This is a genomic window from Arthrobacter sp. FW306-2-2C-D06B (genome assembly GCF_021789175.1).
Lineage (GTDB): Bacteria > Actinomycetota > Actinomycetes > Actinomycetales > Micrococcaceae > Arthrobacter.
The window spans coordinates 122,080-142,081 of record NZ_CP084560.1; the positions used below are offsets into that span (position 1 = coordinate 122,080).

General features: G+C 64.3%; 18 protein-coding genes. 11 read left to right on the forward strand and 7 right to left on the reverse strand.

The annotated features are described in order from the left end of the window. Positions 1-197: 197 nt before the first annotated feature. The 5 genes from LFT47_RS00590 to dhaM all read left to right on the forward strand — a co-directional run bounded on the left by LFT47_RS00590 (position 198) and on the right by dhaM (position 5,674). Entirely contained in the window at positions 198-2,300 is a 2,103-nt protein-coding gene (locus LFT47_RS00590; protein WP_236814117.1) for a S9 family peptidase, read from the forward strand. Between the two features lie 28 nt (positions 2,301-2,328). Next, on the forward strand, positions 2,329-2,838 hold the full coding sequence (locus LFT47_RS00595) for an amino-acid N-acetyltransferase (protein ID WP_236814119.1): 510 nt from the start codon (positions 2,329-2,331) through the stop codon (positions 2,836-2,838). Positions 2,839-3,327: 489 nt separating this feature from the next. Continuing rightward, complete coding sequence (gene dhaK / locus LFT47_RS00600; RefSeq protein WP_236814121.1) at positions 3,328-4,329, forward strand: dihydroxyacetone kinase subunit DhaK; 1,002 nt, start codon at positions 3,328-3,330, stop codon at positions 4,327-4,329. Between the two features lie 2 nt (positions 4,330-4,331). Beyond that, positions 4,332-4,982, forward strand: a complete 651-nt coding sequence (gene dhaL / locus LFT47_RS00605) for a dihydroxyacetone kinase subunit DhaL (protein WP_236818239.1) — start codon at positions 4,332-4,334, stop codon at positions 4,980-4,982. Continuing rightward, positions 4,979-5,674: a dihydroxyacetone kinase phosphoryl donor subunit DhaM gene (dhaM, locus tag LFT47_RS00610; protein ID WP_236814123.1), complete on the forward strand. Its 696-nt coding sequence runs from the start codon at positions 4,979-4,981 to the stop codon at positions 5,672-5,674. Before dhaL ends, dhaM begins: the two co-directional genes overlap by 4 nt. Before the next feature lie 55 nt (positions 5,675-5,729). On the opposite strand, the gene LFT47_RS00615 is transcribed toward dhaM, so the two are convergent. After that, positions 5,730-6,080 carry a hypothetical protein gene (locus tag LFT47_RS00615; protein WP_236814125.1) on the reverse strand — a complete coding sequence of 117 codons (351 nt, stop codon included), beginning with the start codon at positions 6,078-6,080 and terminating at the stop codon, positions 5,730-5,732. A 319-nt stretch (positions 6,081-6,399) separates the two neighbouring features. Here LFT47_RS00615 and LFT47_RS00620 point away from each other — a divergent pair, with 319 nt between their 5' ends. Beyond that, the gene (locus LFT47_RS00620; protein ID WP_236814127.1) at positions 6,400-7,056 is read left to right on the forward strand and encodes a class I SAM-dependent methyltransferase; all 657 of its coding nucleotides are present in this window, start codon (positions 6,400-6,402) and stop codon (positions 7,054-7,056) included. A gap of 22 nt (positions 7,057-7,078) precedes the next feature. Here the strand turns inward: LFT47_RS00620 and LFT47_RS00625 are convergent, their stop codons facing one another. Next, entirely contained in the window at positions 7,079-8,047 is a 969-nt protein-coding gene (locus LFT47_RS00625; RefSeq protein WP_236814128.1) for an A/G-specific adenine glycosylase, read from the reverse strand. A 160-nt stretch (positions 8,048-8,207) separates the two neighbouring features. Between LFT47_RS00625 and LFT47_RS00630 the strand changes: the two genes are divergently transcribed. After that, a complete protein-coding gene (locus tag LFT47_RS00630) occupies positions 8,208-8,927 on the forward strand; it encodes a hypothetical protein (protein ID WP_236814130.1) in 720 nt (239 codons plus the stop codon). On the opposite strand, the gene disA is transcribed toward LFT47_RS00630, so the two are convergent. Further along, positions 8,924-10,000 (reverse strand): DNA integrity scanning diadenylate cyclase DisA, encoded by a 1,077-nt coding sequence (gene disA / locus LFT47_RS00635; RefSeq protein WP_059388344.1) that lies wholly within the window; start codon positions 9,998-10,000, stop codon positions 8,924-8,926. The genes LFT47_RS00630 and disA overlap by 4 nt on opposite strands. Before the next feature lie 831 nt (positions 10,001-10,831). Here disA and LFT47_RS00640 point away from each other — a divergent pair. Then, on the forward strand, positions 10,832-12,445 hold the full coding sequence (locus LFT47_RS00640) for a peptide chain release factor 3 (RefSeq protein WP_236814132.1): 1,614 nt from the start codon (positions 10,832-10,834) through the stop codon (positions 12,443-12,445). 116 nt (positions 12,446-12,561) lie between these two features. On the opposite strand, the gene LFT47_RS00645 is transcribed toward LFT47_RS00640, so the two are convergent. The 4 genes from LFT47_RS00645 to LFT47_RS00660 form a co-directional block, all read right to left on the reverse strand. Then, positions 12,562-13,185 carry a Pr6Pr family membrane protein gene (locus LFT47_RS00645; RefSeq protein ID WP_236814134.1) on the reverse strand — a complete coding sequence of 208 codons (624 nt, stop codon included), beginning with the start codon at positions 13,183-13,185 and terminating at the stop codon, positions 12,562-12,564. 64 nt (positions 13,186-13,249) lie between these two features. Continuing rightward, on the reverse strand, positions 13,250-14,623 hold the full coding sequence (gene radA / locus LFT47_RS00650; RefSeq protein ID WP_236814136.1) for a DNA repair protein RadA: 1,374 nt from the start codon (positions 14,621-14,623) through the stop codon (positions 13,250-13,252). 41 nt (positions 14,624-14,664) lie between these two features. Beyond that, on the reverse strand, positions 14,665-15,795 hold the full coding sequence (locus LFT47_RS00655; RefSeq protein WP_236814138.1) for an FUSC family protein: 1,131 nt from the start codon (positions 15,793-15,795) through the stop codon (positions 14,665-14,667). A gap of 133 nt (positions 15,796-15,928) precedes the next feature. Then, positions 15,929-16,255, reverse strand: coding sequence for a hypothetical protein (locus LFT47_RS00660; protein WP_236814140.1), 327 nt, complete (start codon positions 16,253-16,255; stop codon positions 15,929-15,931). A 415-nt stretch (positions 16,256-16,670) separates the two neighbouring features. On the opposite strand from LFT47_RS00660, the gene pstS reads away from it, so the two are divergent. The 3 genes from pstS to pstA all read left to right on the forward strand — a co-directional run bounded on the left by pstS (position 16,671) and on the right by pstA (position 19,970). After that, a complete protein-coding gene (gene pstS / locus LFT47_RS00665; RefSeq protein ID WP_236814141.1) occupies positions 16,671-17,789 on the forward strand; it encodes a phosphate ABC transporter substrate-binding protein PstS in 1,119 nt (372 codons plus the stop codon). Between the two features lie 139 nt (positions 17,790-17,928). Further along, a complete protein-coding gene (gene pstC / locus LFT47_RS00670; protein ID WP_236814143.1) occupies positions 17,929-18,861 on the forward strand; it encodes a phosphate ABC transporter permease subunit PstC in 933 nt (310 codons plus the stop codon). Next, positions 18,861-19,970: a phosphate ABC transporter permease PstA gene (gene pstA, locus LFT47_RS00675; RefSeq protein ID WP_236814145.1), complete on the forward strand. Its 1,110-nt coding sequence runs from the start codon at positions 18,861-18,863 to the stop codon at positions 19,968-19,970. The genes pstC and pstA overlap by 1 nt, the downstream gene beginning before the upstream one ends. Positions 19,971-20,002 lie beyond the last annotated feature (32 nt).

Here is a 20,002-nt window from a genome sequence, read left to right on the forward strand (position 1 = left end):
CTCAAGGGCCCCGCCCGCTCCCCTAAGGAGCGGGCGGGGTTTTTGCGTTAGCCCGACCCAAGTAGATCGCATTTGTTGTCGTTTTGAGCGGCCATAACGACAACAAATGCGAGCCAGTTGGGTGAATATCTGAAATAAGTGTTTCACTCCTAGTGAACCTTTTGTGATCTGCGGCACATTACGTGTTGAATCAGAGCATGGATTCGAATGCCTCAGAGACCCCGAGCACACAACCCGAAACTCCTTTCCACGATCTCGACCACTACCTGGCCATTCCCCGGGTCGGCGGTCTGGCTCTCAGCGCGGACGGAAGCCGCCTGGTCACTACGGTTTCCACGCTCAACGCCAAGGGCACTGAATACGTCACGGCCCTTTGGGAGCTTGATCCTGCCGGAAAGAAGCACGCCCGCCGCATCACCCGCAGCGCCAAGGGAGAAACCGGCGCGGTGTTTGCTGCCAACGGTGACCTCTACTTCACCTCAGCCCGGCCCGATCCGGACAGTCCCGAAGCGGATCCCGTGAGCGCGTTGTGGCTCCTGCCTGCCGACGGCGGTGAGGCCCGGGTGGTGCACTCCCGCGCCGGCGGCATCGGGGGCGTCATGGCCGCGTCAGCCGCGGACGCAACGTTCGTGACGGCCTCGGTCCTTGCCGGTTCCACCGATGAGGAAAATGACGAGGAGCGGCGCAAGAGCCGCAAGGACAACAAGGTAGCGGCCATTCTGCACACCGGCTACCCGGTGCGTTACTGGGACGCAGATCTGGGGCCGGCCCAGCCCAGGCTGTTCGCCGTGGAAAACGGAGGCGCAGCTGAGTCCGGGAAGCCCGCGACCGTGGACGCAACCGCGCCCCTGAAACTGCGCAATCTGACGCCCGACGTCGGCGGCAACCTCCGCAACACCCACGCGGTGGTCAGCCCGGACGGCAAGACGATCTATACGAGCCTGGCCAAGCCGCTCGCGAACGCCGACACTCGCTTTGTGCTCGCCGCTGTCGATGTGGCCTCCGGCTCGGTCAAGGTGCTCCTTGACCATGAGGGAATGAGCTATTTCCCGGGCCCGGTCAGCCGTGACAACAACATGCTCTCGGTAGTCAGCGAAAGCGACAGTACTCCCGGGCAGGCACCCCAGGTCAAACTCCACCTCTTGAACGTCGGGGCGGGAGAAACCCTTGACCTGGAGCCCCTCGCGCCCGCTTGGGACCGCTGGGGCAACCCCGCAGCCTGGCTGCCGGACGGGCACTCGCTCCTCGTCACAGCCGACGACGACGGCGCGACGCCGGTCTTCCGGGTCGCCGTCGCAGACGGTACGGTCACCAGGGTGACGCAGGACGCGGCGGCGTACACCGACGTCGTGGTTTCGCCGGACGGGCAGAGTGCGTTCGCGCTGCGCAGCTCGTATGAATTCCCGGCGGAAGCGGTTCGGATCGATCTTGCCTCGGGCGACGTCGAGCGGCTCCCCGCACCCGCTGATCGCCCCAGGATCAAAGGCGCCTTGGAACGGGTGGAGACGAGCGCTGCTGATGGGTCGAGGGTTCCGGCTTACCTTGCGCTCCCGGAAGGCGCGTCCGATGCGAATCCGGCGCCCTTGCTGTTGTGGATCCACGGCGGGCCGTTGGGCTCGTGGAATGCCTGGACCTGGCGGTGGAATCCATGGCTGCTCGTGTCGAAGGGGTATGCCGTGCTTCTGCCGGACCCGGCACTGTCCACGGGGTACGGCCAGGAATTCATCCAGCGCGGCTGGGGCGAATGGGGCAAGGCGCCGTATACGGACCTCATGTCCATCACCGATGCAGTGGTCCAGCGGCCCGACATTGACCAGACGCGGACAGCCGCCATGGGTGGGTCGTTCGGCGGATACATGGCCAACTGGGTGGCCGGGCACACGGATCGTTTCAAGGCGATCGTGACGCACGCCAGTTTGTGGGCCATGGACCAGTTCGGGCCCACAACGGACGCTTCGCAGTACTGGCTCAAGGAAATGACCGCAGAGATGGCGCTGGACAACTCGCCCCATCTCCATGTCGGGAAGATCAAGACACCCATGCTGGTGATCCACGGTGACAAGGACTACCGAGTGCCGATCGGCGAGGGCCTGAGGCTTTGGTACGAACTGCTTTCCAGTTCCGGGCTGCCCGCCGATGAGAACGGCGAGACCCAGCACCGCTTCCTGTACTTCCCTGACGAGAACCATTGGATCCTGCAGCCGCAGCACGCCAAGGTCTGGTACGGCGTCGTGGAGCACTTCCTGGCCAGGCAGGTACTCGGGCAGGAGGTTCCTGTTCCTGAGGACCTGGGACTTTAGGCGGCTTTCGCCTCGTAAGATTGGGGCTGTGACTTCGACCTTCAGTATCCGCCCTGCCCGCACCAGCGATGTTGCCGCGATCAAGCGGCTTGTAGCGCCTCTGGCGGAGCAGCGAATCCTGATGGCCAAGGAGACCGTGGCCTACTACGAGAGCCTTCAGGAGTTCCGGATCGCCGAATCGTCCGACGGCGAGGTGATCGGTTGCGGTGCCTTGCACGTCATGTGGGAGGACCTGGCCGAGGTGCGCACTTTGGCGGCCGACGACAAGTGGCGGGGCAAGGGCGTGGGCCATGTCCTTGTCCAGCAGCTCCTGGAGGACGCCCGGGCGTTGGGGGTTGCGCGTGTCTTCTGCCTGACGTTCGAAGTGGACTTCTTCAAGCGCCACGGATTCGAAGTCATGGCAGACCAGACCGCCGTCGACCCCCAGGTCTATTCGGAATTGCTGCGTTCCCATGACGAAGGCGTGGCCGAGTTCCTCGATCTGGCCCGGGTGAAGCCCAATACCCTGGGCAATACCCGCATGATCAAGGTCCTTTAGCTCCCTTCTTCTCCTCGGTTCCTGGACGTCTTGGTCCGCAACCCTTTACGTATATCAACTTGATGGATAAACTAGTTGAGGCTCGGTTGCGGCGGGCCAACCATACTGTGGAGGCGAGAAATGAAGTACCACGTTATGTTTCCGGACTTTTCAGGTTTCCAAATCGACATGCCGCGTCCCGGCGCCACACCGGAGTCGCGCAAGCGGGGGACCGGGGGTTGCATGCGGTCCGGGTGCGCGGATCTTTGGCCCGACTCGATGGCCAAAGAAGCAACACCCCAAGACTTCGGCATCGGTCGTTTGACGGTGGGCGGGCCGCCTCACTGACCGGGCGGATGCCGGAAGGTTTTTCAGAAGGGACAACCATTGGGGGTTGTCCCTTCTGCGTTTCCGGGTTCCGGACTCTCCACATACGGACCGTCCCCTACCGTGCCCGAGGCGCTGGTAGTAGGGTCAAATCACCTACCAGCAACGCCCCAGGAGCGCGCCATGAAAAAGCTCATCAACGATCCCCGCTCGGTGGTGGACGAGTCTGTCGAGGGTTTCGGCATGGCCCATGCCGATCTCGTGGACGTCCATACGGACCCCATCTTCGTCGTTCGAAAAGGAGCGCCCGTGGCCGGCAAAGTGGCGCTTGTGTCGGGAGGTGGGAGCGGCCACGAGCCGCTTCATGCCGGCTTTGTGGGGCACGGAATGCTCGACGCCGCCGTGCCGGGTGCCGTGTTCACCTCGCCCACTCCTGACCAGATCATTCCGGCGACCGCCGCAGTCGATTCAGGCGCCGGCGTCATACACATCGTGAAGAACTACACCGGTGACGTGCTGAACTTCGAGACCGCGGCAGAGATGGCCCAGGCTGAAGGAATCAGCGTCCGCTCCGTCCTTGTTAACGACGACGTCGCGGTGGAGGATTCCCTGTACACGGCAGGCCGTCGCGGCGTGGGGGGCACTGTGCTGGTCGAAAAGATTGCCGGCGCGGCAGCGGAGCGTGGGGATTCGTTGGAAGCTGTCGCGGGGGTGGCGGAGGGGGTTGTCCGGAACGTGCGCACCATGGGCGTCGCCTTGTCCGGCTGCACCGTGCCGCATGCCGGGGTGCCTAGCTTTGAGCTCGCTGACGATGAAATCGAAATCGGCATTGGTATTCACGGTGAACCAGGCAGGCACCGGATCGCGATGGAGGGCGCCGACGCCATCACCAGCCGCCTCCTGGACCCTGTCCTGGAGGACCTCGGGATCAAGGCCGGTGAAGAGGTGCTGCTCTTCGTCAACGGAATGGGCGGTACGCCCCTCAGTGAGTTGTACATTGTCTACCGCCGGGCGGCCCAGATCCTCGCGGAAAGAGGAGCCAAAGTGGAGCGCTCACTGGTAGGCAACTATGTCACGTCGCTTGAGATGCAAGGCTGCTCCATCTCGGTACTGCGGCTCGATGACGAACTGACCGCCCTCTGGGACGCACCCGTCCACACTCCGGCCCTGCGTTGGGGGATGTAACAGTGGGCCTGGGGGTCGAATGGGCGGTCCAATGGTTGACCCTCTCCGCTCGGCTCATGTCCGAGCATCGGGAGGAATTGATTGCGCTGGACCGTGCGATAGGCGACTCCGACCACGGTGAAAACATGGACCGGGGATTCCAGGCTGTCATGGAGAAACTTGCCCAGACTCCGCCCGAGACACCTGGCGCAGCCCTGAAGCTGGCTGCGATGGCGCTGATGTCCAAAGTGGGCGGGGCAGCCGGACCGCTATATGGAACCGCGTACCTCCGGGCGGCCACGGCGCTGGGAGAAAACGCAGACATTGACGCGGCAGCGCTCGCCGGAGCACTGACCGCTGCTCGGGACGGAATTGTTGCCCGCGGCAAGGCGGAGCTCGGCGATAAAACCATGGTGGATGCCTGGTCTCCGGCTGTGGAAGCGGCGGACGAGGTCCTCGTTGCCGGTGGAGATGCTGTGGCGGTGTTGGCTGCGGCGGCCGAGGCTGCCGAGGTTGGTGCCGTCACGACAGATCCGTTGGTAGCCCGCAAGGGGCGCGCAAGCTACCTCGGTGAACGCAGCGCAGGTCACCGCGATCCCGGGGCTGCGTCTTCCGCCCTGTTGTTGCGCGCAGCCGCTACAGCTGCGGGTTTCCCTGAAGGGGCCGCTGAATGACGGTGGGCTTGGTGGTGGTCTCGCACAGCCGGAAAATCGCGGAAGGTGCGGTGGAGTTGGCTGCGCAGATGGCTACCGATGTGAAGTTCTACGCCGTCGGCGGCACGGATGATGGCCGGATAGGCACCGACCTGGAGAAAACGATCGCCGCATTCGAGGCAGGAATCGGGGAGGCTTCAGGGGATGGCGTGGTGGTCCTGACGGATCTAGGTTCGGCCGTTATGACGGCAGAATCAGCGGCCGAGTTCTGCAGCGAGCCGGAAAAGGTCCTCCTTGCCGACGCTCCCTTGGTTGAGGGCCTGGTTGCCGCCGCGGTGGCCACCCAGGGTGGTGCCCCGGCGGCCGCAGTGAAAGCCGCCGCCGAGGCGGTCCGTTTCGGTCAGGAGCCGGTTTTTGAGACGGCGGGGCCGGCAGGATCCCAAGGCAGGGGCGAACCGGCGGAAAGCGGTGAGTTCGAGCTCGTAAACCCCATGGGAATGCACGCCAGGCCTGCGGCCAAAATTGCTGGCGGACTTGCCGGCCTGGATGTGGAGGCAACTGTAAACGGCGTTGATGGCACCTCCATCATGGAGCTCATGAGCCTCGCCGTGGGCAAGGGCGGCAAGCTCAAGGTCGAGGCTTGGGGGAAAGATTCATCCAAGGCCGTGGATTACGTCAGGCGACTGGTGGAACAGGGATTCGGCGAGATCTGACGCCGCGCCGAGATGTCGCTGTATGTCGGAAATTGCCGCGGCGCGCAGGGGGTGTTCAGGACTGCCGCAGGCCGTGGGCATCGAGCACGAGGCTTGCCGTGATGGTGGTCTGGCACTGCTCGCCCCACGGTTTGGCGCTTGTGGGTGTAAAGCTGAGTGTCCTGGCCGGCAACGTCGCGCCGTTTGTTCCCGTGCCAGTCACTTCGGCATCGATGGGCGAGGACGTCAGTGTTCCCATGTTGAGGAAGCCGTATCGGGTGCCATCCGGTGACGCGACGGCAGAGCATGACCCCTCGGGTTCCGGCCCGCAGGATTGAGGGAGCGACACGCTGCCCGGGCGCAGCTCCACATCGGCCTCGCGGCATCTCCCGTCCTGGCACGCCTTCAAATGGACGGTTTTGACCATTGGCGCGTACTCTGCCGTGATTGTCAGGGAGACCACGGGGGCCATCGCAATTGCCGGGCAAACGGTGACTTGAGGTTCGCATCCCGACCAGAGCGCCGCCGTCGTGGTCAATGCTATGGCGGCCCACAACCTGCGCATACTTGAGAATAATCCCGCACCCGGGGCCCGGAACGGGATATCTGCAACTGGCAGGCACATCGTTACCGACATCTACGCATCGTTGCGGCTCCGCGACCTCAAGGCCTGGTCATGGGCGGGTTCGGCAGGGTTTTCTCAGGGCGCAGGGAATGCGCCGGCCGCACAGAATAGGGTTCTTTGCATGACTGAACCCTCGGATCTGCTTGCCACCCGCGCCGCCTACAACACGGTAGCCGCCGATTACGCTGAACTCCTGCGCAACGAACTCGACACCAAACCCTTTGACCGGGCCATGCTCGGCACGTTCGCCGAGCTCGTGCGTTCCTCCGGAGGCGGGGCGGTTGCAGACATCGGTTGCGGGCCCGGACGGATCACGGCGTACCTGGATTCCCTCGGGCTGGCGGCTTTCGGCATCGACCTCTCCCCGGAGATGGTGACAGTAGCCCGCAAGGACCACCCCGGCCTGCAGTTCGATGAAGGGTCGATGGAGGCCATGGAGCTGGCGGACGGCACTCTGGGTGGCATCGTTGCTTGGTATTCGATCATCCATACGCCGCCGGCCCGTTTGCCCGGAGTGTTCGCGGAGTTCCACCGGACCCTTCTGGACGGCGGCTTGCTGCTGCTCGCGTTCCAGGCCGGCGACGAGCCAAGGCATTTGGACTTCGCGTATGGCCACGAAATCGACCTCGACGCCTACCGCTTGCCGCCTGAACGCATCATGGAACTCCTCCTTCAGGCTGGCTTTGTTGTTGAAGCGCAGCTTCTCCGCGAGCCGGACGGCAGGTACGAGAAGACCCCGCAGGCGTATCTCCTAGCCCGCAAGCCGGCCCGGTCGTAGCGGAAGCGGTGCAAAAGGAGGCCTAGGCCGGGAGCCGCAGCCCGCCGTCGTGCATCTCGGCCAAGCCGTCACTCAGTAGCCCCTGAAGTGCGCGCTCCAGCTGCTCGGGGGCCGAATTCAAGCGGTGCAGGGCAGCCAGTGGTACGGCCGCGCCCTCGGCGGCAAAACCGAGGTCAGCTGCGGGTCGTTCGAACAGTTCAGGGGCTACCGGCGACTCTGCAACTCGCAATACGGCCATGACTGCACCCCGCAGCTGCCGGTCTGTGCCGTGCCACGCCTGGCCCTTGGGCGTATACGTGGGTGGCGGTTCACCTGCGGCAAGCCACGCGCAGGAATCGCGGACGGGGCAGTCCAGGCATTTGGGGGAGCGGGCGGTGCACACGAGCGCTCCGAGTTCCATGACGGAAGCGTTCCAGCGGACGGAGAGCCCGACGTCGTCGGGCACGAGTGATTCGGCGAGGCGCATCTCCGATGCGGTGAGCGACGGCGCCGGAAGCGCAAGTCCCGAAACGAGCCGGGCATGCACTCGCCGGATGTTGGTGTCTACGACGGTTTCGCGGCGACCGAAAGCAAAGGCAGCCACGGCAGCGGCCGTATAGTCACCGACGCCGGGAAGGCTCAACAGCGATGCATGCGTGTCCGGCACCCTGCCTCCATGCTGTTCCACGATCGCGACGGCGGCCGCATGGAGCCTGAGCGCGCGGCGGGGATAACCGAGCCTTCCCCAATGTCGTACGGCCTCGCCCGAAGGCTGCTTTGCGAGATCCGCGGGTTCCGGCCAGCGTTCCATCCAGTCCCTCCACACCGGCAGTACGCGGACTACCGGAGTCTGCTGCAGCATGACCTCGCTGACCAGGATCCCCCATGGGCTGCAGTCCGGCGACCTCCACGGCAAGATGCGGGCCACCTCGGAGAACCAGCGGTCCAAGGACTGGTGCAAGTCCGTAAGGCGATGGGTGCCGGCAAGTTCAGTGGCGCCTGGCAGTGACATGGAGATCCTTGCTGCGGTTCGTGGGGGGCCCTGTTGGTGGCCGATTCCTGCCATCCACTGTAGTGGAGCCGGCCGAATGACGTAGGTCATACTGGCTCCGATCACGCCCTGGCGGCGTGGTGCGGCACCATCCAGGCCTTGCGTTGCCTAGCCTAGAAGCATGGTCAACAAGGGCAAGCAACCGCCGAGGGCGCGCACGTCGCCGTCGGCGAAAAGCCGTGCCCGGGCCGGAGGCACAAACCGTTCGGCGAACGGGGTCCGGCCCCAAAGGCGACGGACGAGCCCTGCCGTTTACCGGCGTCGGAGGCTGGTTGTTTTCGGCGCGCTCCTGATGGTCCTGGCGATGCTCGTGGCCGGGGTAGTGGCTATGAGTTCATCCCTTGCAAGCAAGGCTGATCCCCGCGCATCCACGACCCCGGGGGTCGGAGCCGCTCCGGCGAGCCAGGCCCCTACGACGGATCCCATCGCGGCCACCACAACGCCCACGGCCACGCCGGTGTGCGACCTCAATCTGGTGACGGTAACGGCGTCCACGGACCAGCCTGCGTATGCGGCCGGGCAGAACCCCGTGCTGAGCATGAAGATCACCAATGGCGGAGCAGCACCGTGCCAGGTCAACGTCGGCACGTCCCAGATGGAGTTCCTGGTGATGAGCGGCGAGGACCGGATTTTCTCCTCCAAGGACTGCCAAGCGAAGGGCGATGACCTCGTGAAGCAGATTGATCCGGGCAAGAGCGAAACCGCCAACTTCCCGTGGCAACGCAACCGGACGACGGAGGGCTGCGGCGTAATCTCGGCCAAGCCTGCCACCGGCACCTACACCTTCAAGGCCGTACTCGGAAACAAAGCGAGCACCAAAGCGGTCTTCCAGCTGGGTTAGAGGAACCTGTCCAGGAGGCTTGCTTCGGCCATCCGGCTGAGCCCTTCGCGGACGGTCCGGGCGCGCTGGTCCCCGATGCCGTCCACGGTCATGAGATCGTCGATAGTGGCGGCCATGAGGTACTGGAGTCCGCCGAAGTGCTCCACCAGGCGGTCGGCCACGGCTTTCGGAACCGACTTCAGCCCGGACAAGAGGCGGTAGCCGCGCGGCTGAACACCCGCGTCGAGCACGTCCATGCCCCCGGCGAATCCGATGATCCCGGCGATCTTGCCCAGATCGATCAGCTCCGCCGGGCCAAGATCCAGAAGGGCCTGCACCGCACCGTCGATGTCCTCGGGCGAGGCGTCGGCGCCGGCGTAGTCGCGGATGATCACGTCGCTGCCCGGGCCGCGGCCGGTGGTGAGCTCTTCCAACTGCAGCGAGAGCAACCTGCCGTCCTCACCCAGCTCCAGGACATACTGAGCGATTTCCTCGGCAATGCGCCGGACCATTTCCTGGCGCTGGAGGGTGACAGCCACATCCCGGACGGTGACCATGGCTTCGATTTCGAGGGCCGACAGGGCGCTGGTGACCTGGTCCAGGCGGGCGCTGTAACGTTCGAGGGTTGCGAGAGCCTGGTTGGCGCGGGCGAGGACTTTCTCCGAGCCCTCCAGCACGTGCCGCAGGCCGTTGACGTAGAGGGCGATGATCTGCATGGACTGGCTGACCGAAATCACCGGCACTCCGGTCTGGATGGCCACGCGCTCGGCCGTCCTGTGACGCGTTCCTGATTCCTGGGTCTCGATGCTGGAGTCCGGCACAAGCTGTACCGCGGCACGAAGGATGTTCCCGGCGTCCTTGTCGCAGATGATGGCACCGTCCATCTTCGCGAGTTCACGCAACCGCGTCGGGGAGAAATCGATGCCGATTTCAAAGCCGCCCGAGCAGATGGATTCGATGGTCCGGTCCGTTCCCAGCACAATCAGGGCACCGGTGCGCCCACGGAGGATGCGTTCCAGGCCGTCGCGCAACGGTGTTCCGGGGGCCACCCTGCCCAGAGTCGCCTTGAGCGAATCTTCGGGGCTCCGAGCCATAGGTGTTCCCTTCAAAGGTGCAGGCAGGCGCGCCCGCAATTGTGCCGTTTTCCAGCAGTGAGTCGACGGGACCAAAATGCCAGGTTTCCCGCAAGCACAATGATAGAGGTATAGACCGGCAACAACCGCACGGGCAAGCCTTAAAGTGCCCCAAAGAAGGCTATGTGGCGGGCGCTTCGAAACGCGTTCGACGGCGGCCGCCGCGCCGCCACTTTCAGCTCGGTCCCTGGACCCGCAGTTCGGTCCCGGAACCTCAGTGACCCTTGACCCTCACGGAGCCGTCCGAAGGCGCGCGAGTCGCTCAAGGTCGCGACGGACGCTCTGCAGCGCAGCTTCCCGGGAGGCAGCCCTTCCCGTGTCCGGATGCGCTTGCCTCGCAGGAGGGTGGACCCCACCTCTGCCGGGGTTCGGCCGGTGCCCTTGCTGGTTCGCAGCGGGGTTCCCCGCAGGGGAGGGGCCGAAGGGATCGTAGAACAAGTCATTCCCTGGATTCATTGATGCCATGTTCCTTTCATGCCGTCGTCGGCTGCTCGGGTTTTTCCTGGCGGATGGCTCCAATCCGGGCCGGACGCGTCCGCTATGAGTTCAAACTATCGGCAGGTGATTTCGGAGGTTTGTGCACCTCGTTTCGATCCTGTTAAGCGCTGGCCCGGGACCCTGCCTCCGGCGTGGTCCCGGGCTGCGATAAACTTGGTATCTTGGCTGGCGCGCAAATCGTGCCGCTCCCTGAGTTGGCCCCCGGCCGGCACGGGGCCAGTATCCAGCCTCCATCCCACGTTCGGCCCGTCGTTCCAATGCGGGCAACGCCCAGATCGCAGCGAAAGTAGCACCGTGTCCCAAGAAGTCCTGAGCCCCGCCCGAGTCCAGGAAATTCACCATGAGGCCTCCCGGCGTCGGACTTTCGCGGTCATTTCGCACCCTGACGCCGGCAAGTCCACGCTCACGGAAGCCCTCGCCCTGCACGCCAAGGTCATCGGCACCGCCGGTGCGTCCAGCGGCAAGGCCAACCGCAAGGAAACTGTTTCCGACTGGATGCAGATGGAAAAGGACCGCGGTATTTCCATCAGCTCCGCGGCATTGCAGTTCTCCTACCGGGACACCGTGATCAACCTGCTGGACACCCCGGGCCACGCCGATTTCTCCGAGGACACCTACCGCGTCCTGGCCGCCGTCGACTGCGCAGTGATGCTGGTGGATGCCGCCAAGGGCCTGGAAACGCAGACCATGAAGCTCTTCGAGGTCTGCAAGCAGCGGAACCTTCCGATCATCACGGTCATCAACAAATGGGACCGCCCGGGCCTCGACGCCCTCGCGCTGATGGACGAGATCACGGAACGCACCGGACTCCAGCCGATGCCCTTGACGTGGGCCGTGGGCATTTCCGGCGACTTCCGTGGGGTCTGGGACCTGCGCAACGACCGCTTCGCGCGGTTCGCGCGCAACAATGCCGGTGCCAACATCGCCATCACCGAGTACTTCACTCCGGAGGAAGCAGCCGAAACCCAGGGCAACAACTGGAGCGACGCCGTCGACGAAGCCGGACTCGTGATCGAATCGAACCTCGAGTTCAACGTTGAGAGCTTCCACGCCGGAACGGCAACACCTATCCTCTTCAGTTCGGCGGCCCTGAACTTCGGGGTCAAGGAAATCCTTGACGCCCTGGTGGACTTCGCGCCTCCGGCCGCACCCCGCCCCGACGTCGACGGCGAGCCCCGTTCGGTAGACGCTCCCTTCGCGGGGTTCGTCTTCAAGGTCCAGGCAGGTATGAACAAGGCCCACCGCGACCACGTCGCGTTCATCCGCGTGTGCTCCGGCGTCTTCGAGCGCGGCATGGTCGTCACGCAGACCCGCACCGGAAAGTCCTTCGCCACGAAGTACGCCCAGCAGGTGTTCGGGCGCGAACGCGAAGTCATCGACGAGGCCTATCCAGGCGACGTCGTTGGCCTGGTCAACGCGTCCTCGCTGCGCGTAGGGGACAGCCTGTTCCTCGACCAGCCCGTGGAATTCCCCGCCATTCCGCTCTTTGCCCCCGAGCATTTCCAGGTGGCCCGGTCCCAGGATCCCAGCCGGTTCAAGCAGTTCCGCCGCGGCATTGAGCAGCTTGAGCACGAAGGCGTCATCCAGGTACTCCGTTCCGACGTCCGGGGCGACCAGGCACCTGTGCTCGCGGCTGTCGGTCCCATGCAGTTCGAGGTTGTGGAAGACCGCATGGCCCACGACTTCAACGCCCCGATGCGCCTGGAGCGCCTTCCGTACTCGATGGCAAGGATCTCGACCGCGGAGGCCATGCCGGCGCTCGCCAACGTCCCGGGCGCAGAGGTGCTGCTGAGGTCCGACGGCGAATACCTCGCGTTGTTCAACGATGTCTGGGCACTGCGCCGGATCGAGAAGAACCACCCGAAGCTGACGCTGGTCCCGATCGGCACGCACAACCCGGCAAAATAGTATTCCCCTGGACATGCCCCTCGCATGAGCTGAGGGCTGGACATAGTACTGTTATGTCCAGCCCTTGGCTCGAACGGGGGGCATGTCCGGTGGGGAGCGTGGGCTTGGGGGAGTGGTCAGTAGCTCACTTGGCGTTCGAGCTTGTTTCCCAGTCCCAGCATGGCGAGGCTCACCGCGAGGAATCCTATGGAGATCGCGACGGCGAAGACCGCCACCCCGCCCCAACCGCCCGCGCGCATAGGGTCGATGAACCAGTAGGCGTACCAGTTGACGAAAGAGCCCCGGATCAGGCTGTAGACGAGATACGCAACGGGGTAGAGCAGCCAGTACCAGAGGTGCTTGATGGTCAGCCTGGAGCGCGGAGGCTGGAACAGCCAATCGGCCACCATGACAACCGGCATCAGGTAGTGGACCACGAAGTTGACCCAGGGGAGCAGGGAGCCGAGGTCCTGCCCCGCCAGGAGTGCGCCGAAGACGAGTCCCACGACGGCCATGGCGATCGTCGCAGTGCCCCGGGTGGCGTCGTCGAGCTCGCTCGGCCGTTTGCCAACCAGCACGCGGTAGCCGCTGATCAGCAGCACCACGGACGCGAAGATGTTGGACAGGTTGGTGAAGTAGCTGAAGAAGTTCCATGGATCGAAGCCCAGACCGATGTGGACCGTGAGCTGCGTCCCGACCGCAACAAGGGTCAAGAGGCCAAAGAAGAGGCGTCCCCCAATGAGCACATTTCTTTTTGTCATGGGGATAATTTTCCGGTGGGCGAGTCCAACCCATGCCCCCGACACTCCGAAGCCAAGCCGCCCGCTAGGTGATCAGCAACTCCAAGGCCTCGGCCAGGTGTGCCACTTCGCGGACCGAGAAACCCTCCGGGACGGGGCCCGGTCCGTTGGGACTCGCCGGCACCACGGCGTGGGTGAACCCAAGCCGCTGCGCCTCGTGGATGCGCTGGTTGATCCCGGGCACCGGACGGACCTCGCCGGCCAGGCCAACCTCGCCGAAGGCAATGAGCCGCTGCGGCAGTGCCTTGCGCGCCTTTGCCGAGGCCACGGCAAGCGCCACAGCCAGGTCGGTGGCCGGTTCGCTCAATTTCACTCCTCCGACAGTGGCTACGTAAGAGTCGTCCTTGTGCAGGATGCAGCCAGCGCGCTGTTGGAGCACGGCCAGGAGCATGGCCACGCGCGAGCTGTCCAGTCCGCTCGTGGCCCTGCGGGGTTGTGAGCTGGTACTTTCGGCCAGGAGGGACTGCACCTCGGCCAGCAGCGGGCGCCGGCCTTCCATGGTCACCGTGATGCAGGTGCCGGACACCGGCTCGCGGGTCCGCGATACAAAAAGGCCGCTGGGATCGGCGAGGCCTTCGATACCGGCCTCATTGAGGTCGAAACAGCCGACGTCGTCCGTGGCCCCGTAGCGGTTCTTAACCGCGCGCAACAAGCGCAAGCGCGAATGGCGCTCGCCTTCGAACTGGCACACAACGTCCACCAAGTGCTCCAAAAGACGCGGACCGGCAATAGAGCCGTCCTTGGTCACGTGGCCAACCAGCAGCGTGGTCATGTTGCGGCGCTTCGCGGCGGCGATGATGGAAGCCGCGACTTCCCGGACCTGAGAGACTCCGCCAGCGCTGCCTTCGACATCGGCGCTGCTGAGGGTCTGCACCGAGTCCACAATCAGCAGCTTCGGCTCAAGCTTCTCCACTTGCCCCAGCGCCTGCCCGAGGTCCGTCTCCGCCGAGAGGTAGAGGGTATGCGCGACCGCGTCGATCCGCTCCGCACGGAGCTTGACCTGAGCCGCCGATTCCTCGCCCGTAACGTACAGGACGTCCTGCCCAGTGCGGGCGAATTTCGCGGCGACATCCAGGAGGAGGGTGGATTTCCCGACGCCGGGTTCCCCGGCGAGCAGGATCACCGCGCCGGGAACCAGCCCTCCGCCCAGGACGCGATCCAGTTCGTCGACGCCGGTAGGCAGGAATGCGGCCGTGGTGCCGTCTACCTCGGCAATCCGGCGGGCCGGCTCCAAAACTGTTGTGGCCGCCGTCGTACGCGCAACCGTGACGCCTGTTTCCTCCACGGTGCCCCACGCCTGGCACTCACCGCAGCGCCCCACCCACTTGACCGTGGTCCACCCGCATTCGGCACATTTGTACGCGGGCGTCTTGGAGGTGCGTGCGGTCTTGGAAGCCATGCCTACAAGGCTAGTGGAGGGGTAGGACAGTCAAGTGCGCCTCACTGCAGGGGAGGAAGAACGTCGCGTGCTTCCCGCGGGTCCATGCCCGCGGCCTCGAGCAAGTCCACCATGAGCGGGCGGAAGAGCATCACCACGGTTTCGCCCTCAAGCTTCTGGACGTGCAGCATTTTGGGGTGCAACCGGGTGGCAATGTCGGCCAGGTCCTGGCGCGCACCGCGCAGGTGGGCGCGGCGGGCGCCGTCGTGCACCTCCGCGAGACCGAGCGACAGTTCTTCGACCGCGGCGGAAGTGTCCTGAAGGACCTCAGCAATGCTGTCCGTCGCCTCATCCGTCAATGCCGCATGGTTGATGGCGCTCGTGAGCCTCCGCGCGAACACCCGGCCGTTGCGAAGGGCGAGGTCGATCGAATCCAGCGATTCCTCGAGCATGGTGAGCTCGTCACGGTGCCGCCGGTACGCCGGGGCCAGCGTGGCCACTTCTCCGGAGGCCTTGAGGGATTGGCGCATCCGGTCCACGAGGGGCTGGCAGTTCCGCCCCCGGATGAGGGCATGCCAGGCCTGGGTCGAATCGCTGTTGATCAGGGCGTCTGCACATTCACGGAGGACCTCCGAGAGTTCGTGCAGGAGTTTGCGGACGTCCTGGCGCGGCTCCCGGCGCGGGTCCTTCGGGACCAGCATGGTGACCAGCAGTGCGAAAACCCCGCCCACTACGGCGTCGATGCTCCGCGTGAACGGCCCGCCGGCCGGCGCAGGCAGCAAGACCACGAGAAGCGATTGCAGGCCCAGTTGGGTGGTGAAGATGGAGCCACCGTCCAGGAAACGTGCCAACAGGATGGAGAAAAGAAGGACGACGGCGGCCTGCCAGATCCCTGAACCCAGCCAGTGAAGGAGCAGGTCACCCACGACGATCCCGAGGGTGCAGCCGAAACCGACTTCCACCACTCGGCGAAGCCGTGGATCCCGCGAGAAGCCGAGCGCGATCAGTGACGAGGTCGCAGCGAAAAGGGGACCTGAGTGCCCCAGGATATATTCAGCGAACGCGTAGGCGCCCACGGCGCACACGGTCATCTGGACCGCCGGAAGCAACGAGTTCCGGCTGCGGACGAGGCCGGTGCGCAGCCGCGCCCGCAGGAATTTCCTGCTTGCTGAAAGTCCTTGGGGGGCGGTCATGGCTCAAGTCTATTCAGGAGAGGCTTACGGGGTGCGGGTCGCTGAGTTTCAACCAGGCTTCTCGCGGTGCTTCCGGCCCTGACGAAGTCACCAGGGCCGGAAGCGAAGCACTACGTGTTTGTGAGCGTCTAATTTAGTAGTCGCAACCTCTGTTAAAGGAGTTGATGCTCCCGTCAACAACGCTTAGCCAAGCTGATCCGTAACTGCTCGGTCCCCAAAGCACCGTGAAGCCGTTGGCATATGCGGCCGCATAGTTGCTCGGGTTGTAGTAATTTGCTCGGACGTAGCCATTTGCCGAGACGCTGATCCAAGAGTTGTATCCGCCGCAATTGAGTGGGCCGAAGTAGTTGACCCGAATCTCCTCGGCGTTCGACGCGGGTGGCGCTGCCAGCATCAATCCAGCCGTCGCAAGCAGCGCTGCAGCGAATCGGGTGCCCTTGCTTTTTCTCGACAGTTTCATTTCATCCCCATTTCAATATATCCAGATTGCCTGGACTTACCTGTCGGCGCTGGTGCGCCCGCCTCAATGATGCACGCGAGAACTTGCCAACTAGGCCGCCGGCAAGGAAGGCTTCACCGAGTATTTTGGCTGCGTTAACGTCACGGTCAGGAGAGGCTTACGGGGTGCGGGTCGCTGAAGGAACCGCGAAGTGAGGGGCGTCACTAAATCCCCCAGGGGGCGCCAAACGCAAGGGCGACGCTGCACATGTAAGCCAATAGTCCACAGTCGTTCACCTTCCGTTCACTTTGGACCGCCGGTCCCGTTACCTGCGGCTCCTACCGTCAATAAAGGTACAAACACGTACGCATATCTTTCGTATGCCGACTTTCTCCCTCGGCACGCATCAGAGAATCCCTGGAAGGGGTACATCCCAGTGAAGGCAACTCGCTTCGGCCGCAACGCGGCAATCGCGGTCCTCGCAGTCGGCGCACTTGCGCTGACCGCTTGCGGTTCGGATAACGCAACCAACGCCCCGGCGGCAACCCAGTCTTCCGCGGGCGTCAAGGTCACCGGCACCCTGACCGGCATTGGCGCCTCCTCGACCGGCGCGGCCATGGACGCTTGGAAGGCCGCATTTGCGTCCTCCAACCCCGGCGCAACCGTGCAGTACTCCCCGGATGGTTCCGGCGCGGGCCGCAAGGCAATCATCGACGGTTCGGCCCAGTTCGCCGGCTCCGACGCATACCTGACCGACGCTGAGCTCGCCAGCTCCAAGACCAAGTGCGGCACCGACGGTGCCATCAATATCCCGGTCTACATCTCCCCGATCGCTGTCGCCTTCAACATCCCCAACGTCAAGGACTTGAAGCTCGACGCCGACACGGTTGCGAAGATCTTCCGCGGCCAGATCACCAACTGGAACGATCCCGCTATCGCGGGCCTGAACGCCGGCGTCACGCTTCCGGACCTCAAGGTCACCCCGGTCAACCGCTCTGACGACTCTGGCACCACCCAGAACTTCACCGACTACCTGGCTGCCGCCGCTCCCTCGGTCTGGACCGACAAGGCTGCTGGAGTTTGGCCGGCATCCCTGAAGGGCGAGAACGCCAAGGGCACCTCCGGCGTCGTCAAGACCGTTACCGACACCCCGGGTGCCGTGACCTACGCCGACGACTCGTACGTCTCCGGCAAGCTTGGCACCGCTCAGATCAAGGTTGGCTCGGACTTCGTCAAGATCTCCGCTGACGCCGCAGCCAAGGCTGCCGAACTCGGCAAGCCCGTTGCTGGCCGCGCAGCCAACGACCTCTCCATCAAGCTCGACCGCACGACCACAGCTGCCGGCGTATACCCGGTTGTCCTCGTTTCCTACCACGTCGTCTGCACCACCTACGACAAGAAGGAAACCGCTGACCTGGTCAAGGCATTCGAGAGCTACGTAGTCTCCGACGCCGGCCAGCAGGCTGCCGCCGGTGCCGCCAAGTCCGCACCGCTCTCCAAGGCTCTGCAGGACAAGGCGAAGGCCGCTGTTGACTCCATCAAGGCCAAGGCCTAAGGACCACAACGGAGTAGTGGTGCCGCCGACCGCGGCACCGCTACCCTGAATATCGAGGTTCCCTGTCCCGCGCTGGTGAAGCATCACCAGGCGGGGCGGGGAACTTGGCCATTCTTGAACGAATCTGAAGGATCGTGAAGTGACCACCAACTCCTTGACCACTTCCCAAGGTGCCGGGCGCACCGGGGACAAGGTCTTCTCCGGAGCCACCCTGGCCGCAGGATGCCTGATCCTCGTGGTCCTCTTCGGCGTCGCACTTTTCCTTGTAGTCCAGGCCATTCCGGCGCTAGTGGCTCCGGCCGCGGACATCCAAGGCGGCCACGGCTTCTTCGCTTACATCGGCCCGATCGTGGTGGGGACCCTGATTGCCGCCGTCATCGCGCTTGTGATCGCTACCCCCGTTGCCATCGGCGTCGCGCTGTTCATCTCGCACTACGCGCCCCGCAGGCTCGCCTCCGGTCTCGGATACGTAGTTGACCTCCTGGCTGCCATTCCTTCCGTGGTTTACGGCGCATGGGGCGCCGCCTTCCTTGCCCCGCAGATTTCGCCCGCCTACACTTGGCTGGCCACCAACTTGGGGTGGTTGCCGATCTTCCAGGGGCCGGCGTCGGCTACTGGCAAAACCATCTTGACCGCAAGCATCGTCCTCTCCGTGATGGTTCTGCCGATCATCACGTCCCTGGCGCGTGAAATCTTCCTGCAGACCCCGAAGCTCCACGAGGAAGCCGCTCTGGCCCTCGGAGCGACCCGCTGGGAAATGATCAAGATGGCTGTCCTGCCGTTCGGCCGGCCGGGCATCGTCAGCGCCATCATGCTGGGCCTCGGCCGCGCTCTCGGCGAGACCATGGCTGTAGCGCTGGTGCTGTCCTCCGGCGTATTGACCGCGAGCCTGATCCAGTCCGGCAACCAGACCATTGCCGCCGAGATCGCCTTGAACTTCCCTGAAGCCAGCGGGGTCAAGGTCAATACTTTGATCGCTGCCGGATTGGTATTGTTCGTCATCACCCTGGGTGTCAACATGGTTGCACGCTGGATCATCACCAGGCACAAAGAATTCTCGGGAGCCAACTAATGACTGTGACCGCCCCCGTCGCGCGCAAACGCTCGGCCCTCACCAAAGGCCAGCTGCCCGCCTTTGCGCCGTATATCGTCCTGGCTGTCGCCCTGGTGCTCGGCGCAGCGATCCTCGCGCTGATCGGCTTCAACGCCTTCGGCTGGGGCATCGTGTCCGCCATCCTCTTCGCGATCGGCCTGGTCGGCTGGAGCGCAGCCGTCGAAGGCGGCCGCAAGGCGAGCGACAAGCTTGCCACGTGCCTGGTCGTCGGCTCTTTCCTCGTGGCGCTGCTGCCCCTGATTTCGGTGATCTGGACTGTCCTGGTGAACGGCATTCCTGGCATCATCACCCCTGGCTTCCTGACGACATCCATGAACGGCGTCACGGGGGCCTTCGACAACAGGAGCGCCGAAGAAGGGACCAAGGTGCTTGGTGGCATTTACCATGCGCTCATGGGGACCGTGCAGATCACATTGCTTGCCACGGTCATCTCGGTTCCGGTGGGCTTGCTGACCGCAATCTACCTCGTGGAGTACGGCAATGACCGGGCCCTCGCCCGTGCCATCACGTTCTTCGTCGACGTCATGACCGGCATCCCGTCGATCGTAGCGGGCCTCTTTTCCGCAGCATTCTTCTTCGCCGTAGTCGGACCGGGCACCAAGACGGGTGCGGTCGCCGCCGTCGCGCTTTCAGTCCTGATGATTCCGGTGGTGGTCCGCTCCAGCGAGGAAATGCTGAAGATCGTCCCGAACGAGCTCCGTGAGGCGGCTTATGCGCTGGGTGTCCGCAAGTGGCGCACCATCGTCAAGGTGGTCATCCCGACGGCGATTTCCGGCATCGCGTCCGGCGTCACCCTGGCGATCGCCCGGGTGATCGGCGAGACGGCTCCGATCCTGGTCACCGCAGGTTTCGCCACAACGATCAACAACAACGTGTTCGGCGGCTGGATGGCCTCGCTGCCTACGTTCATCTACACGCAGATCCTGAACCCGACCTCGCCGTCCAACCCGGACCCGTCGAGCCAACGGGCATGGGGTGCCGCGCTGGTCCTGATCATCCTGGTGATGCTCCTGAACCTCGGCGCAAGGCTGATCGCCCGGATCTTCGCCCCCAAGGCCGGCCGTTGAGCCGCCAGGCCACACGCAAACTTCCAACCACA